The following is a 14,869-nucleotide window of genomic DNA, read 5'->3' as shown; positions in this document are numbered from 1 at the left end:
TTGTTACCGCACGAAGCACACCAATGATTTTAAAATCTGTGGTGTGCTTAAACTTTAAATGAATGACATTTAGGTAACAGTTTGATATTATTATTCATTGTCATTTTTGCCTGCCTTTTTTCCTATGTCTTTTCTTTTCCATATTATTGGCAAAATCCTATTCTTCATAATCTTCTACCTGTGCTTCGGGTAGTAAACCGACCAATACTTCAATCAAACCGTCTTCGTGTTTTTCAGAAGTATTCAGGAACTCGAACAAATAATGTGGTTCTTCCGCAGGAATATCTGCATCATTTGATGTAGATATTTTCGGTTGTAATTCAACTGACTCTTTAATATCTGGTTTGATATTATTGTTCCAATAATCATTAAAGGTGTTGGCAGTTAATGCCTTGTTCCCTTAACTGCTTATTAAAAGCCTGTTCATCGTTTGTGGTTCCCGAAGCAATAGGGTCTTATCTGCGTATAGCTTTACAGTTTTCTGAAAAAACAATGTCTTGCAACACAATACTTGGGGACAACGACAGTGACGCAAGTGTAAATTTCCAAATGATGCCTCACGGACAGGTAATTGCATATGGACAAGTTGGTGGTTCGCATGAAGAGCATTGCTTAAAATTCAGTTTTCAAATCGACCAGACTTGCATAGAACCACTTTTCACAGACTTTTATAAGCTTCTTAAAAATGAAGAACCTACTAATCTTAATGAAGCAATCGACCTAATATTATGGAACCACTGGGACCCAATTGGAGTTAACGATATTGCATCAAGTGACGAATATCAAAGTTATACACCGAAAATATTTAAGTTAAAAAATATTGGAGCGGATAAGGAAACTATTGCACAGACGTTGCATGAAATAGAAATTGAGACTATGGAAGTCTTCGGTAATATGGAACATTGCAGACAAAATTATCAATCTTAAATTTTAGATAACTGTGTGCATATAGAAATATGTCAACCAAATATTTGTTTTTAATCGCTAAAAAAGGTCACGGCCCTACGCAACACCTTCAGAAACGATATAAACCATTTAGATAAAACCAAGCCTTAAAATTATTATGAACAAGAGCTAGCCCAAAAAGATGACTTCGTATATTACCTATATCTAGCTCATTTCATGTCGATTGAACACTAGCGTATATATATAAAATTGAACCTAATTTTAATGGAAAACATGTTTTAAAATCTGACCTAGGGACTTTCCAATTTCGTATAAAACAAATCCTCCGATTGCAAATAAACCAAGTTTCAAAAAATAATTTATAAAACTGTTTATATCGTTTCTTTTTTTTAATTTTTCTAACATATTCTTTGTTAATAAAATTAATTAATATTGTCAACCTATAATTACAGCAATTTAAAGACATGACCCCCACAGTAATACCCAATTTTATACACGATAAATATGGAGGTAATTGCAGTCAAAATGAATCTTCTATTCTTGACGTACAACATTAAAATCTTCTTAAATTCCATCTGTCTTAAAATAAGATCAATAAATTGATCTTATTTCTTGTTTGATATTTAGGTTTCATTGGATACAAAGCGATTTGCCTATTATGTTCAACAAATTGCTTAGTAAATTTATAATCCTAATATACGAGTTTTAGGTAAAAAAGCAAGTGCTGGATTGTTATCTTATATTATACCCATATTGTTCCTACTTCTGAAGGAGTTATGAGGACGCCAATAGATTTGACTTACCTATTCTGAAGACTTCCCTTTTCCACACTTAATAAAGCTGGATAAGTTTGGATACCAAGGCTAGATCGACGCCACCATTAACTTTTACCCCGTTGGGATAGATCAATCGATCTTTTGAATCGTATTGTTTATTGGCAGGACCTTAATAAAACCTGACGAGCTTTTTTCTTCTTTGCTGACGCCAATCCAATAAGATAAAGTGATAATCTTGATACCGTGAAAAGAACAAAACTCTTGCTGTGTCTTACCACTGCCACGCCACTTCTCAACTAAGGAGAGCATCTGACTCCGTTTTTCTTGTGCTGTATTCATAAAAACAAAAGTAGCAACAGCTAATTGTCATTCAAATATGTACTTCCTAGGACGGAAACGTTGCAAAATCTAGAAATTAACATCAAATTACTATGGAAGAAAGGGTTTCTACTTATCTGCAATAAATTATTTTTGTTAAAATAAAATAGTTGAAATACATAGAAAAAGCTTACAAAAATGCAATTGTCCGCAATATTATTTCACACACAGCTTGATCAGAAAGGTCTTGATAGCGTTATAATCTAAAATTGAACAAGCTATTTCATTATTTACAGCTTTAGTTGCCACAAATGAATATATATTTTTATACTTTAATCGCAAATTATAAAAATTAATTTCATAAATTTATCTGACGCGGATTTAGCAAACATGGAGATGTTTGAAAGTGAACAATTAATTATGATTTTTTTAACTCTACATAATAGTGCTATTATAAATTTTATAACCTAACTTATTTTTGAATGAGAATATTTTTAATGTACTTTTCTTTTCTTCTTCTTTTATTAAGCTGTAAGAATGAACCAATATTATCCCTTGAAGACAGCGAGATTAATATTAAATCGATCAAAGCTGACTTTGAAAAGAAAACTGGTTACCAACAAACTGACTCTTTTTTTGTCAATGCAAGTTTTAGATCGGTTATTAACTGGAATACATTTTATGAAAGCGGAAAAGATACACTTTATGTAAAAGTTAGAGTATTAGATAGACTTGAGGTTTTAGTTGCAGATTCAACAAGAATCCTTCTTAATAACAATGTTTGGATAAGAGGAACAAGAAATGGGGAAGCATGGAAATATAGCGTCCTTACTTTTATACCAAGTTCTAAAGCAACAAACTATAGTGGAGCAATAATATCTAAATCTGTACAGAGTGGGGCACAAAATATTTCATTCTACGAATCAAATGTGAAAGTGTCTACAGAGATGGTGAAAAAAGCTGGAAAAGCACCTGCAATGCCAACCAATTGTGTTTATGGATACATTAATGGATACTTAAATGAGATCTCTTGTTCAGGTGGCGGTTCTAGCGGAGATGAAAATAATCCAACTTATCCAGGAGATCCCAGAGATTATCAAAATTTTCCACCCTCAGGAGGTGGTGGTGGTACCGGTGGAGACGGTACAGTTCCAACTTATAATGAAGTGCCAGATAATCCTGAAAAGGAAGCTGAAAATTTTAATGATGCAATTGATGACGCCAATCTGCCAGACTGTATGAAACAGGTCCTTGCTGCTTTAAAAAATTTAAATGGGAATACTGTCGCAGATATTATCAAAAAATTTGCTGGTGAGGTTCCGGGATATAATCTTAAATTTGTTACAGAAAACTTTAGTGACCCCATGCAAGTTGCAGGTACGAATCGTAATAATTACAATGGTGAAATGATTATAGGTTTTAATATCAATCCAACAGTAATTGGAAATGCTACGGATTTAGCATTAGGTACTACAATGTTGCATGAATCTATACACGCATACCTTGTTGCATTTTACTATAATGACCCTGCTGCGGCAAAATTATCTTATCCTGAATTATTTGTTAAATATTCCAAACAAAAAGCATTTTCAAATGGTATTCAACATGTAACCTTTGCAAAAAATTTTATTACCGATATTGCTGCTTCTATCAAAAACTACGGAGAGCTAAAGGGATATAAACTAGATAAGCAAGTTTATGATGATATTGCTTGGAAAGGATTGGTAGAAACAGAAGCGTTTAAAAGTCTTTCTGACGCACATAAAGCGAGAATAATAGATAGAATAATGGCTGAACAATATGATAGTAGAAAAGAAAAAAATGTTACGCAAAAAGGAACTCGTTTGGGTTGCTAAAATTATTATTTTCTCATTAATATTTAGTTGCACTACAAAAAAGCACTACGATGAGTTCGTGGAAATAGATAGAGATAATTGTAGTAGTTTCCATCAGCAAGGCAAGGGATACACAGATGGAGATATTCCTGCCACAATACATGGAAACATACGCATGTGCTATAATAATAAGATAGTTTCTAAAGCAAAAGTTCTGTTTATCAGTGGTAAAGATACTGTTGAAACTCTTATAACGGACGAAAAAGGAAAGTTCTCTAAAGAACTTTCTATCGATGGATTCTGGGGCACAATTATTATTGACAGGTTCGGTTCAAGTTTGACCATTGATGATGTAAGTATAGATGGTAATTTTAAAGATTATTATTTAGATATAAAATTACCAAGACAGCCTGTGTATTGGAATGAATCAGTTTCAAAAAAAGATCAGAAAAAATTGAGAAAAGAAGTTGAAAAAGTAAATAAAGAGAGAAAATAATGATTAGATAGCATAAAATTTAAATCTATTATAAAACATTATGAAATTGTCTAAGGCGAATCAGCTCGAAAAGTTGGTAAAGTTGGGCCAGATTTCTTTCGTATTATTAGTGATTCTAGCAATGTCATCATGTTTTTCTGCTAAAATTCAAACGGTATCCTTTTAAAAAAGCCGACGCATTATGGACCTCGTTCCAAAACCTAGTCACAAATTTTGCAAATATAGAACGGGGGAAATGCTGGTGTTGCGAAAGAGGATATTCATAGGCCAGACTGTAGTCTTGTAAAAGACGTCATTGATGGTAAAAAACCACTAAGTTCTTTAAGTAAAGATTAAATTAGTTTCTATGGTAGGAAAAATAATAATAAACTTGATTATTGCAGTTATTGCTTTTCCTCTAGTGTTTTTTATTAAAGATTTAATAATAATTGATAGAGAGCATTATCATTACGATTTGGGTAATGCCAATATTTTAGACCATGCGTCGATATATGTTAAAAAATATATTGATCCAATCACATCCATTATATTTTTACTTGTAGTTTTATTGCCAATTCAATTGTTAAAAGATGATAAGTTTAAAAAAGGTTTAAAGTATTCTTTCACAGGACTTGCAAATAAAAGTGGCAGTACTAGTTAAGCAGTTTTTTTAAGATTTTGTTTTTTGTTATTAAATTGCTCTATGGTAAGGTTTCCCAGCCTAGAATGCCTACGCTCTCTATTGTACCAAACTTTCTATGTATTCAAATAAATCCTTCCTCATTTGCTCTTTTGATACCAATTTGTTCCCATATATTTGCTCTGATTTTAATGTTTTAATGCGTCCCTTAACCCCATACTCAAGTCCGCATTGATAATAGTATAAAGAAGCTCTCTGCAACTGCATTGTCCCAGCAATCACCGTTACTCATACGTGTTTGCTTATTCTGTATTCGTGAATCGCACAGCGAATTTCGGCTCATACTTCTAGTTACGATTTTATAAGAATCTACCGTATTGCTGAATTTTTCGCACGCATATTGTACTCCACGATCAGAATGAAAGATCAGACCAGGAGACAATTTGCGATTCTTGATTGCCATTTTCCAAGCTGCTAATGAAGTTTTTTCCGTTTTCATGCTATCACTAACACTCCAGCCAATACATTTACGGTCGTATAAATCCAGAACCGTGGTCAGGTATAGAAATCCTTCCTTGGTATGAATATAAGTAATATTAGATACCCAAACTTTAGAAGGCTCCGAAGATCTAAAGTTACGTTCTAAGACATTGTCCATTATTTTATGTGAATGCTTTGAATCTGTTGTTACCTTAAATTTCTTGCCTATTTTACTGCGTAGCCCCATCTTTTTCATACACTTAGCAAGTGTAACCCTAGAAACTGCAACTCCATCATTTAATAGCTCTGCAGCTATTCACGGGCTGCCATATCGTTGCTTTTTCTTGAAGTAAATAGCTTTTATCTTAACTTGAAGTACTGCAACTTTAGAGCCACCAGCGCGTTTAAAACCATTTTTCCAAGCATAATAGCTTCTGGAACCGACTCCCATAACTTTACACATCTTTTCAATCGGATATATTTGTTGATGCAGCCTGATAAACTTATATATTACTGATCGCTCTTGGAACTGCGAAGCAATCATGAACGGGCATTTTGCTTTAAAGACTCCACTACGCTCTTATATAGCTCCTGTAATTTGTTTTCATAATTGCGGGAGCGCCCACCGAAGAAATCTACGAAGCTGGCTCCTATTTCACTCAAAACATTGGCTCCAATAACAGCTGTCGCTAAAATGGGATTTTTGTGGTGATCGCTTTGATTAAAAAATACGGGAAGCCGTAAGGATGGTATAAAACAAATAAAGCCATTCTTGACAGAATGGCTTTATTTGTTATTTTTATGATCTATTTAATTTATTTCAGTTTTTCAATCTCGTCGATGGTAAGGCCTGTAGCTTTGGCAATCTGATGAGTAGACAAACCCATCTCTTTCAAATTCAAAGCTGTCTCAATGGCTTTTTTGTATTCGCCTTGTGCAATACCTTCTTTTAAACCCTCTTTTAAACCTTGATCATGTCCAATACGCTGAGCTGACCCGTCCTAAAATAGCTATACAGTTTATTTAATAAATCCTGGTTTTAACTATACAACTTTCGACATTAATCCGAAATAAGCTATACAGCATATTCGTCAAATGTAATAATTTCACTCGAAGAATGTAAATCTTCTTCATTTGTCAATTCCATAAGTTCTTTTTCGGTAACGTCGTAATTTTTAGAATATGCTTTCCATCTTTTCCTCAATGCCACATTCTGGCGATGAGCTTCAGATGGTGTGAGATAATCACAGCTGCTATGAGGTCTAATATTATTATATGAATCAATGCTCTTATCAATATATAAGCACATCTCGGGAAATGATAGTTTTTTGGTATAAAATTCAAATTCATTTTTTAGTATCCCATTAACACGTTCTGCCAATGCATTTTCGTAAGGACTTCCATTTTCAGTCATACTAACAGCTATTTTATTGGATCTTAACTGTTCTACATATAATGTACTACAATACTGAGTTCCTCGGTCAGAATGATGGATAAGAGGTAAATCTATCCATTCTCTATTGTTCACTGCCATTTCAAGGGCTCTCACACAACCTATCGTAGTCATATCCTCACGAAAGCAATAGCCCATGATTTTTCGAGAATAAGCATCAGTAACAAGACTAAGGTATCCCCATTTATCTATAAGCCTAATATAGGTAATATCACTAACCCACAACTCTTCTGGCCGACTAATTACTAACTCTTTTATGATATTGGGATATTTGCGTAGATGATGACGAGAGTTCGTTGTCTTCACGTTACGCCGTCGCGTGCGAACTAAGAGACCATGCGAACCGATCAAATCGAATAAATAATCTCGGCCAACTTCTATATTATGAGAAGCTAAAATAGGTGACAACATGAAATGAAGCTTGCGTACACCTACTCGTGGTAAATATTCACGTATCTTCAAAACCTCCTGTAAAATAATATCATCTACAAAATTAGACGCACGTGAGCGCCAAAGGTGATCATAATAAGCATGACGACTCTTGCCAAACAGTTTGCATAAATTACCTATCCCTATTTTTGGAAATAAGTTCTGCAGGACTAAGACTGCTTGGCACCAGACTTTTTTCGGATATTAATATTTAACTGTTCTTCGGCAACATCGATCAAAGTGTTTAAGGCAGTAATTTTTAATTGAGCGGCAGATAAAGCAGCTTTTAATGCTTCTAGTTCACTATCATTTACCTTACACAAATCTTCATCTTCCACGACATCAGCTTTTAAAATGCTAATATCGACATTTTCTTTCTTAAGTAATCTAACCCATTTTGCAATGGTATCATGACCGTGGATATTGTAAATCTCGTTAGCTTCTGAAATGCTTAGCGTACCTTGCATAATCTGAAGAGCGATAGAACGACGCTGGAGAGGTGATAATTTAGTATATTTTGGAGTGCACACATCCTGAACAGTATACTTTATCATCCATTTACTCAATGCTTGGCCACCAACGCTTAATTTTTCGCAAACTTGTCGTTTGGAATAACCTTTCTTTAATAATGATAACGATTTTTTTATGACTGATTTGTCATAATAAGGAGTAGATTTGAGTTCGGGTTTCTTTGCTTTTATTTTGTTCATACACTATAATTAGTGTATAACTATTCTAGGACTAGACACTATCCGAATTTCTCCTTATGCCTCTACCCTTATATATGCGATTGGGAATCTGCAGAACTATTACCGACTGAACATAAACAGGCAATATGGGTAGTACCATCAGAATTATTGAACTACGACTGGGCGGAAGCTGACCTGCCAATAGTAGGTGAGTATTTGAATATGTAGTTTTAGAGCAATTTTAGGATCTAATCCATCTTGAATATAAAAAATTCTGTAGATTTTAACTGTCGTATTGTTCAATATCAATTGGTGCAGGTTTTATTAATGGTTTCGGAAGGATAGGTCAGAAAATTCATGAAATGAAAAGCAGATGAGCAACAATCATATTTATATACTGAGTGGATTGGGTGTTGACCAAAGGGTATTTTCGAAAATAGACTTTGAAGGCCTTCATGTAACATACATAGATTGGATTTCTCCATTTCCAAAAGAATCTATATCAGAATATGCTAAACGAATGTCCTTACAGATAATGGATGATAAACCGATATTAGTTGGTCTCTCCTTTGGGGGTATGATGGCTATGGAAATAGCCAAGATAATCGAGGTGCAAAAAATTGTATTACTTGCTTCTGCAAAAAACGATCGTGAGCTGCCTTTTCTATACAGAATAATCGGCACACTAAAGCTCAACCGTATAATCCCGAATGCTTTGCTTAAACAGCACAACATAATCGTGAATTATTTCTTTGGTATATCTTCGCGAGAGGATAAACTGATGCTTAAAAAGATATTGCTGGACACCGATCCTATATTTCTCGGCTGGGCAATCAATCAGATTTTAAACTGGAGAAATAAAGAAATTCCTGCTCCTGTTATCCACATCCATGGGGACAAAGACCGTATCATTCCCACTACCAAGATAAAGCCAACTTACTTGATTGAAAATGCAGGTCACTTTATGACGATGACCCATGCTAAAGAAATTGAGATGCTGCTAAAAAGAGTTATATAATGTATTCTGATTACAAATAATGTTGCTTGTATCGTCAGGAATAACTTATAGGATAGTGCGATATTGGAACTATTAAAGCAAAGAATAAGTCTACCGAAACTATGCCGAAGAAATAGCGAGCGTTATTTCTAAAGAATAGATCACCGCTCCTTCTGGAAACGATGATCTTTTATTGCTTCTACACTCCTACCTTATTATTACAAAATTCCTTTCGGTTTAATGTCAACTATTTTACGACTGTAGCTTCTAATTCAACTTTTAATGTTTCAAACAAACCATTTACTTCCAACATCGTCAAGGCTTGTTCAATATTGTGTTTGGCTATCCATTCCTGAAGGATAGGGAAATGTGGCCAGAGCTCGGCCGTAGATGTGGTATAAATATTTAATCGGACGATACCCCCACATTCATAACCGGACGAAGTGATTACTTCTTCCAAATTTGATATCGCTTGTTGCAGTTGCAATTTCATTTCTTCATTGCTTGATACGCCATTTTCATCAATCGCAGCCTGACCGGAACAATATAAAGTACCTGTGCTGTTTTTAACTTCAACAGCTTGGACATAACTTCTTTCTTTTTGCCATTTCCAAGGACTAAATGCTCTTTTTTCCATTGTAATAATTTTTTAAGATGATCTAAATAATTTATTATTACAAAATTAAGGAGCATTCTTTGATCTATCCCTTGACATAGATCACCTTTATTGCGTGATGTATATCACACTTAACTTTCACCGGTTGTCCGGTATGGCCCATGATTAAATCATAGGTTCAAAGAAGACTATTTCATTACGGAAGAAGAAGGTCTCTGCAAACTGCTAAAAATGATGATAATGAATTAATATTAGATCGTAATTCGGCTTAATGTCTCTCTAGAAACACCTAGATAAGCCGCCAATTGGGATTTTGGCACGCGCTGCACTAAAGTTGGGTGTCTTTCGATAAGTTGATGATAACGTTCTTTCGTATCAGAGGTCAGGCTTGAAATGATTCGCTTTTGAGCAGCTATAAACCCAAAGTAAGCTTTCTCAAGAAAGAAATGTTCTATTTTAGGTAAAGTACGAACTAAGTTGATATAGTTTTCAAAACCAATAAATAGTACATCCGTATTTTCCAGACATATCAAAGACATCGAAGTTTTTTTTTGTGTATAAAACGCCTCAAAATCACTTTCCCACCAATCTTCCATGGCAAAACCTACAATATGTTCGCGTGCGTCAGAATCGTTGTAAACTAGTTTCAGCAATCCTTTACATATAAAGTAATGCTTGGAAACATCCTCTCCTTCTTGAAAAAGGAATTGACCTTTTTTATAGGATTTTGCGGTGAATAAGGAAGCTATGAATTCAAATTCCAGATCTGTAAGTGGAACAATTTTATTAATATGGTTTCTTAGTATATCAAACATGTCTACTTGGGTGAAAAAATTTGTAGAAAATATACAAAAAAATAGTGGAACTCGGTTATATCAAGCATTCTTTTCTAATTCAACATAAAATTTCACTCGAAATTCTTAGCAATGCTCTCTAAAGATATTTTTACAAAAATAGTTGGATTAAACTATACGAAGGTGCTGATGGAATAATTTCGTTCTTGAAAGAGATGTTAACAATGACTTGAATAAGTCAAATTCAAGTAACGGCGAAAATTATTTGCTTAAATAAAGGAAAGACTGTATTTTTAAAGTAAGTATACTGACTTGATTATGAAATGCTACCTAAATTTCAGGAAAAAAGGATTGATGTATAACAAATTGACCTAGTCCAAAACCATGCAGCAACTCAAATTATAAAACATATTGAACATGAAAAAAATATCCTTAATATTATTCTTACTATCCATTACGACTATCGTATTCGGGCAGAGTTTCACTGAGAATACGACTCAAATCGTTACTAAATCTGGTATCGGGTTAGGATCAGTTATCGCTGTCGTTACTTCATGGGACAGAAACAAATCTATACTATGGGCTATTTTTCACGGTATCTGTAGTTGGTTTTATGTAATCTACTTTGCTATTACGCGGTAATATCCATAAGACAGTATTAATCTTTTAAAACTAAAAATTATGAAATTATGCTTTCTTAACGTATGAACATCAGAAATTTTTCTGGGTCTTTTTATCATCCCTTTTATTCTTGTTGTCTATACTATATATCACATTATCAAAAATAAAAATTTGTCTAAAGACAGACGAATTCTTTGGTTAATAGTCGTATTTCTATTTAACTTTATTGGAAACATTATTTATGATTATTACGTATTATGGAAATGTTCGAAGATATATAGTTAATAAGGCTTTAATTAGTAAAATTATGAAGAAATCGTCTGACATTAAAAATTATAGTATTCAAAACATCATTAATTTTCGAAACTTAAAGTGGAATAAAAGTGATGAATTTCTTATTATAGAAGATGTACCTCTTGAACATGAGATATTTCATATAAACCCTAATTATTACTCCTTTGGTTTAATTACCGATGGGGAATTAAAATTTGAAATTGACAGTGAAACAATACAACTCTTTCCTAATTCCATTTTTGTATACAGACCTGGACAGCTTTTTAAAATTTTAGATATACTTCCAAAATCAAAAGGTATCATTATACTTTTTACAAAGAAATTTCTTGATTATCTTCATGAAAATATGTTTACCGTGAAAGAATTCTCTTTCCTTAGCTATGGAATGCCTTCTTTTATAGACGTTTCGAAAAAAGAAGCAAAAGAGTTAAAGATATTATTTGTTGATATTTTAAAATTGTTAAACAATATTTCAGAAAATACTTGGAGGCTATCCGCACGCAATTTGCTTTCTGTATTAATTTACGAAACAGATTATCAATTAGAACATTACACGAAACATTTCGTTCAGAAAACAAATAAAAACAATAAACTTGTTAATCATTTTTTATCATTGGTAATTCAAGATTTCAGAAAAGAAAGAAAACTTGATTATTATGCGAATACGTTATTTGTAAGCCAGAATTATCTAAACGCTATCGTAAAAAAAATAACAGGTAAAAGCCCTCGAACTGTTCTTGATGAAATGGTTATTCGCGAGGCCAAATTTTTACTATCCTCCTCACAGAATACAAACACAATTGCAGAAATATCATTTCTGTTGAGCTTCCCTGATCCTTACACCTTTAGTAAATATTTCAAAAACAATGCAGGTATATCGCCGTCAGAATTCCGAAAAAACATTATCGAAAAAATTGACATCAAATAGGTTGTTTTGACATGGTTTATCGGTTCTGACTTGGTTAAATTTGATGTAATTCAAGTTTAATATATATAATATGAAAAAGTTAGAAGGAAAAATTGCTCTTATAACGGGCGCTGCACGTGGAATGGGGGAATCGCATGCTAGAGTATTTATAGAAGAGGGTGCTAAGGTAATTTTAACAGATGTAAATGAAGAAGTTGGACGAGCTTTGGCTAATGAACTTGGTGATAATGCATTGTTCATTAAACATGATGTTTCTAGTCTAGAAGATTGGAAAAAAGTAGTAAAACTTGGAGAGGAAAAATTTGGTACAATCAACATTTTAGTCAACAATGCAGGAATATTAGGTAATATTTCAAAAACTGCAGATCTAAGTGAAGAAGAATATTATAGAGTTTGTAGAATTAACCAAGACGGTGTTTTTTTCGGAATGAAATCCGTTATTCCATCTATGATTAAATTAGGTAAAGGTTCAATCATCAATATTTCTTCTTCAGCCGGATTCAGAGCTCATTATGGTGTTCCTAGCGTCGCCTATACGGCTAGTAAATTTGCAGTTAGAGGAATGACAAAAAGTGCAGCTGTCGAATATGGCCCTAATAATATTCGTGTAAACTCCGTACATCCAGGATTTATTCATACACCCATGATGGTAGAAGCTACTAATGAGGATGCCGGTGATGGCCTAAACTTCATTCCCTTAGGTAGGGTTGCACAACCTAGAGAAGTTTCTATGTTAATATTATTCTTAGCTTCAGACGATTCTTCATTCATTTCCGGAGAAGAGCATGTTATAGATGGCGGAATGCTTGCATTCTAGATAGGTACATTAACTGTTTATCGTCAAAAATACAATTAAACAAACCTCCAAATACCACCGGCAGAAATCAAGAAAGCCGGTAGTAGTGGAGGTCTCAAGAGAACAACTTAAGGAATTAGATCAAGAATTCCTTTAATTGCAAAACATCGGTTATAATATGGTCTGCTGCACTGCTAGATTCCAAATCTGCTTCTTCCCAACTATCAACATTCAACCAAATCGTGGTGCATCCATTTAATTTTCCTGGCACCATATCTTTACTATAAGAATCCCCTAAGACGACACAGCTAGAGGCAGGAAGATCAATAGCTTGAACACCTAATGTATATATTTCGGGATCAGGCTTACGTACACCTACACGTGCCGATTCAACGACACTATCAAAATACTGCCCTATATGGTAATCTGCTAATATGTTTTCGAGATTGCCATAAAAATTCGATACCATGACCAACTTATACTGTTTGGACAAGGACGCTAATAAGGGCTTCGCACGTTTTAAAGATGTCAATACTAAAACATGGCATGCCAGCACGATATTAGTGCCAAGGCTTGACATCAACGATTCCAGCTTTAAATATTCAAATTGTGCCTGAATTTTAACAAACAGCACATCTTTGAATGTAAAATGCGATTTAATAATAGGTTCTAAGGCCATTTTACGTTCTGCGTAAACGTATGCTTGATAAAACTCTTCTTTCCGAACCGGTATACCTTCCAATTGGTATTGCTCCCAAAATACCGAGGTCCAGTGTCTTCCATTGGTGTCTAATGTACCGCCATAATCGACTAAAATACCTGCTATACCTGTAAGTTTATTCATATCTTTTTATATTTATTTTCGGACTATACTCATCCAGATCAACCCGATTCCGATCCATACTATTTCTCGAATACGAGTGGCCAAACCCATGATCACTCCTACTGAGGCTGGGAAACCAATACTGACTAATGCCATCGCCAAACCACCCTCGCGCGTACCCAACTGCATGGGTAGAAAAAAAATTAAATTGGCAAATAACGAGGAACCCGAGCTAACTATAAAAGCCTGAATGACATCCATATTGAGCCCTAATGCTATACCGATAAAATAAAGTTCGGCGCAGCCTACTACCCTTGCAAAGAACTCCCAAGAAAGAGCAGCATAAAAGTTCTTTTTACGGTTATCGAATAGGTCTTTTATCTGGATATCGATATCTTCAAAGACTGCTTTATTATGCGCAATAAGTTTACTGAAGTATTTACCTAAAAAAGGTAGTTTGGTTAGAAACTCGAATACCGAAACGACCAAGCCTGATCTATATATCCGAGAAAACCACCAGCAAACCACCAACCCCAAAATGACGATACAGCAACAGGTCAATACCATCAATTTTCCTAGTGGCACGAAAGCCAATATTAAAAAAACAGATATTAACCAAAAAACGATGTGCGATAAGATATGTACCATACCATACAACAATACAGATGAGCTTGCTTTTGCCTGTCCTAAAGCTGGTGTAAGTGCCATGATACGATATGGTTCTCCGCCTAAGGCTACAAAGGGTGTAACATAATTAATGCTATAACCTGAAACAGTCAGTTGCATAATAGTCGAGAATGACAATCGTGTTTCTGGTCGTTGTGCTTCTACTATAATATGACGAAATGCCACTGCATTCATTAAATAAATAACAAACCAACTCAATAATATCGGTACAAACCACCACCCCACCTGTAGCATATTGTCCCAAATGGTATGAGGTCCTATGCGATAGATCATCCACAACAATGTTAGGATGCCGAGGATTAAAAATAGTGC

18 protein-coding genes are annotated in these 14,869 nt (G+C 34.2%); 8 read left to right on the top strand and 10 right to left on the bottom strand.

Annotation, left to right across the window (positions count from 1 at the left end):
• Positions 1-492 precede the first annotated feature (492 nt).
• Positions 493-927 (top strand): hypothetical protein, encoded by a 435-nt coding sequence (locus tag KO02_RS22765; RefSeq protein WP_051959879.1) that lies wholly within the window; start codon positions 493-495, stop codon positions 925-927.
• A gap of 884 nt (positions 928-1,811) precedes the next feature.
• Here KO02_RS22765 and tnpA read toward each other — a convergent pair.
• Positions 1,812-2,021: an IS66 family insertion sequence element accessory protein TnpA gene (gene tnpA, locus KO02_RS10990; RefSeq protein ID WP_038698283.1), complete on the bottom strand. Its 210-nt coding sequence runs from the start codon at positions 2,019-2,021 to the stop codon at positions 1,812-1,814.
• 461 nt (positions 2,022-2,482) lie between these two features.
• Here tnpA and KO02_RS10985 point away from each other — a divergent pair, with 461 nt between their 5' ends.
• The 3 genes from KO02_RS10985 to KO02_RS10975 all read left to right on the top strand — a co-directional run bounded on the left by KO02_RS10985 (position 2,483) and on the right by KO02_RS10975 (position 4,971).
• The gene (locus tag KO02_RS10985) at positions 2,483-3,856 is read left to right on the top strand and encodes a hypothetical protein (protein WP_144243308.1); all 1,374 of its coding nucleotides are present in this window, start codon (positions 2,483-2,485) and stop codon (positions 3,854-3,856) included.
• Entirely contained in the window at positions 3,801-4,331 is a 531-nt protein-coding gene (locus tag KO02_RS10980; protein WP_038698279.1) for a hypothetical protein, read from the top strand. The genes KO02_RS10985 and KO02_RS10980 overlap by 56 nt, the downstream gene beginning before the upstream one ends.
• 346 nt (positions 4,332-4,677) lie before the next feature.
• The gene (locus KO02_RS10975; protein WP_038698277.1) at positions 4,678-4,971 is read left to right on the top strand and encodes a hypothetical protein; all 294 of its coding nucleotides are present in this window, start codon (positions 4,678-4,680) and stop codon (positions 4,969-4,971) included.
• A gap of 199 nt (positions 4,972-5,170) precedes the next feature.
• Here KO02_RS10975 and KO02_RS23305 read toward each other — a convergent pair whose 3' ends face one another.
• The 5 genes from KO02_RS23305 to KO02_RS22760 form a co-directional block, all read right to left on the bottom strand.
• A complete protein-coding gene (locus KO02_RS23305) occupies positions 5,171-5,686 on the bottom strand; it encodes a DDE-type integrase/transposase/recombinase (RefSeq protein WP_081918364.1) in 516 nt (171 codons plus the stop codon).
• A 60-nt stretch (positions 5,687-5,746) separates the two neighbouring features.
• On the bottom strand, positions 5,747-5,974 hold the full coding sequence (locus KO02_RS23300) for a hypothetical protein (RefSeq protein WP_081918363.1): 228 nt from the start codon (positions 5,972-5,974) through the stop codon (positions 5,747-5,749).
• On the bottom strand, positions 5,971-6,093 hold the full coding sequence (locus KO02_RS24360; RefSeq protein ID WP_410528206.1) for a heavy metal-binding domain-containing protein: 123 nt from the start codon (positions 6,091-6,093) through the stop codon (positions 5,971-5,973). The genes KO02_RS23300 and KO02_RS24360 overlap by 4 nt, the downstream gene beginning before the upstream one ends.
• Positions 6,094-6,505: 412 nt before the next feature.
• The gene (locus KO02_RS10965; protein WP_235212387.1) at positions 6,506-7,435 is read right to left on the bottom strand and encodes an IS3 family transposase; all 930 of its coding nucleotides are present in this window, start codon (positions 7,433-7,435) and stop codon (positions 6,506-6,508) included.
• A gap of 47 nt (positions 7,436-7,482) precedes the next feature.
• A complete protein-coding gene (locus KO02_RS22760; RefSeq protein WP_051959720.1) occupies positions 7,483-8,022 on the bottom strand; it encodes a hypothetical protein in 540 nt (179 codons plus the stop codon).
• Positions 8,023-8,374: 352 nt separating this feature from the next.
• Between KO02_RS22760 and KO02_RS10955 the strand changes: the two genes are divergently transcribed.
• On the top strand, positions 8,375-9,019 hold the full coding sequence (locus KO02_RS10955) for an alpha/beta fold hydrolase (protein ID WP_038698275.1): 645 nt from the start codon (positions 8,375-8,377) through the stop codon (positions 9,017-9,019).
• A 226-nt stretch (positions 9,020-9,245) separates the two neighbouring features.
• On the opposite strand, the gene KO02_RS10950 is transcribed toward KO02_RS10955, so the two are convergent.
• Positions 9,246-9,635, bottom strand: coding sequence for a RidA family protein (locus KO02_RS10950; protein ID WP_038698273.1), 390 nt, complete (start codon positions 9,633-9,635; stop codon positions 9,246-9,248).
• A 230-nt stretch (positions 9,636-9,865) separates the two neighbouring features.
• Positions 9,866-10,429 (bottom strand): Crp/Fnr family transcriptional regulator, encoded by a 564-nt coding sequence (locus KO02_RS10945; protein WP_038698271.1) that lies wholly within the window; start codon positions 10,427-10,429, stop codon positions 9,866-9,868.
• Between the two features lie 396 nt (positions 10,430-10,825).
• Between KO02_RS10945 and KO02_RS23290 the strand changes: the two genes are divergently transcribed.
• From KO02_RS23290 to KO02_RS10935, 3 genes are all read left to right on the top strand, one after another.
• The gene (locus KO02_RS23290) at positions 10,826-11,050 is read left to right on the top strand and encodes a hypothetical protein (RefSeq protein ID WP_081918361.1); all 225 of its coding nucleotides are present in this window, start codon (positions 10,826-10,828) and stop codon (positions 11,048-11,050) included.
• Positions 11,051-11,255: 205 nt separating this feature from the next.
• A complete protein-coding gene (locus tag KO02_RS10940) occupies positions 11,256-12,251 on the top strand; it encodes a helix-turn-helix domain-containing protein (RefSeq protein WP_144243306.1) in 996 nt (331 codons plus the stop codon).
• Positions 12,252-12,321: 70 nt separating this feature from the next.
• Positions 12,322-13,068, top strand: a complete 747-nt coding sequence (locus KO02_RS10935) for a glucose 1-dehydrogenase (RefSeq protein ID WP_038698267.1) — start codon at positions 12,322-12,324, stop codon at positions 13,066-13,068.
• A 115-nt stretch (positions 13,069-13,183) separates the two neighbouring features.
• Here KO02_RS10935 and KO02_RS10930 read toward each other — a convergent pair whose 3' ends face one another.
• Together KO02_RS10930 and KO02_RS10925 are read right to left on the bottom strand one after the other, a co-directional pair.
• The gene (locus KO02_RS10930) at positions 13,184-13,891 is read right to left on the bottom strand and encodes an HAD family hydrolase (RefSeq protein WP_038698265.1); all 708 of its coding nucleotides are present in this window, start codon (positions 13,889-13,891) and stop codon (positions 13,184-13,186) included.
• A gap of 12 nt (positions 13,892-13,903) precedes the next feature.
• Positions 13,904-14,830 carry a lysylphosphatidylglycerol synthase transmembrane domain-containing protein gene (locus KO02_RS10925; RefSeq protein WP_235212386.1) on the bottom strand — a complete coding sequence of 309 codons (927 nt, stop codon included), beginning with the start codon at positions 14,828-14,830 and terminating at the stop codon, positions 13,904-13,906.
• Between the last annotated feature and the right edge of the window lie 39 nt (positions 14,831-14,869).

Origin of the sequence: Sphingobacterium sp. ML3W (assembly GCF_000747525.1) — a bacterium.
Lineage (GTDB): Bacteria > Bacteroidota > Bacteroidia > Sphingobacteriales > Sphingobacteriaceae > Sphingobacterium.
Note: the sequence above shows the minus strand (reverse complement) of the source record. Positions and strands in the feature narration are given on the sequence as shown.

Excerpts from the sequence above, each read along its gene's own strand:
- KO02_RS23300 (WP_081918363.1), bottom strand. The coding sequence starts at position 5,974 with ATGATTGCTTCGCAGTTCCAAGAGCGATCAGTAATATATAAGTTTATC.
- KO02_RS10930 (WP_038698265.1), bottom strand. The coding sequence starts at position 13,891 with ATGAATAAACTTACAGGTATAGCAGGTATTTTAGTCGATTATGGCGGT.
- KO02_RS10950 (WP_038698273.1), bottom strand. The coding sequence starts at position 9,635 with ATGGAAAAAAGAGCATTTAGTCCTTGGAAATGGCAAAAAGAAAGAAGT.
- KO02_RS10980 (WP_038698279.1), top strand. The coding sequence starts at position 3,801 with ATGATAGTAGAAAAGAAAAAAATGTTACGCAAAAAGGAACTCGTTTGG.
- KO02_RS22760 (WP_051959720.1), bottom strand. The coding sequence starts at position 8,022 with ATGAACAAAATAAAAGCAAAGAAACCCGAACTCAAATCTACTCCTTAT.
- KO02_RS23305 (WP_081918364.1), bottom strand. The coding sequence starts at position 5,686 with ATGAAAAAGATGGGGCTACGCAGTAAAATAGGCAAGAAATTTAAGGTA.
- KO02_RS10985 (WP_144243308.1), top strand. The coding sequence starts at position 2,483 with ATGAGAATATTTTTAATGTACTTTTCTTTTCTTCTTCTTTTATTAAGC.
- KO02_RS22765 (WP_051959879.1), top strand. The coding sequence starts at position 493 with ATGTCTTGCAACACAATACTTGGGGACAACGACAGTGACGCAAGTGTA.
- KO02_RS10945 (WP_038698271.1), bottom strand. The coding sequence starts at position 10,429 with ATGTTTGATATACTAAGAAACCATATTAATAAAATTGTTCCACTTACA.
- KO02_RS10975 (WP_038698277.1), top strand. The coding sequence starts at position 4,678 with ATGGTAGGAAAAATAATAATAAACTTGATTATTGCAGTTATTGCTTTT.
- KO02_RS10925 (WP_235212386.1), bottom strand. The coding sequence starts at position 14,830 with ATGATCTATCGCATAGGACCTCATACCATTTGGGACAATATGCTACAG.
- KO02_RS10955 (WP_038698275.1), top strand. The coding sequence starts at position 8,375 with ATGAGCAACAATCATATTTATATACTGAGTGGATTGGGTGTTGACCAA.
- tnpA (WP_038698283.1), bottom strand. The coding sequence starts at position 2,021 with ATGAATACAGCACAAGAAAAACGGAGTCAGATGCTCTCCTTAGTTGAG.
- KO02_RS23290 (WP_081918361.1), top strand. The coding sequence starts at position 10,826 with ATGAAAAAAATATCCTTAATATTATTCTTACTATCCATTACGACTATC.
- KO02_RS10935 (WP_038698267.1), top strand. The coding sequence starts at position 12,322 with ATGAAAAAGTTAGAAGGAAAAATTGCTCTTATAACGGGCGCTGCACGT.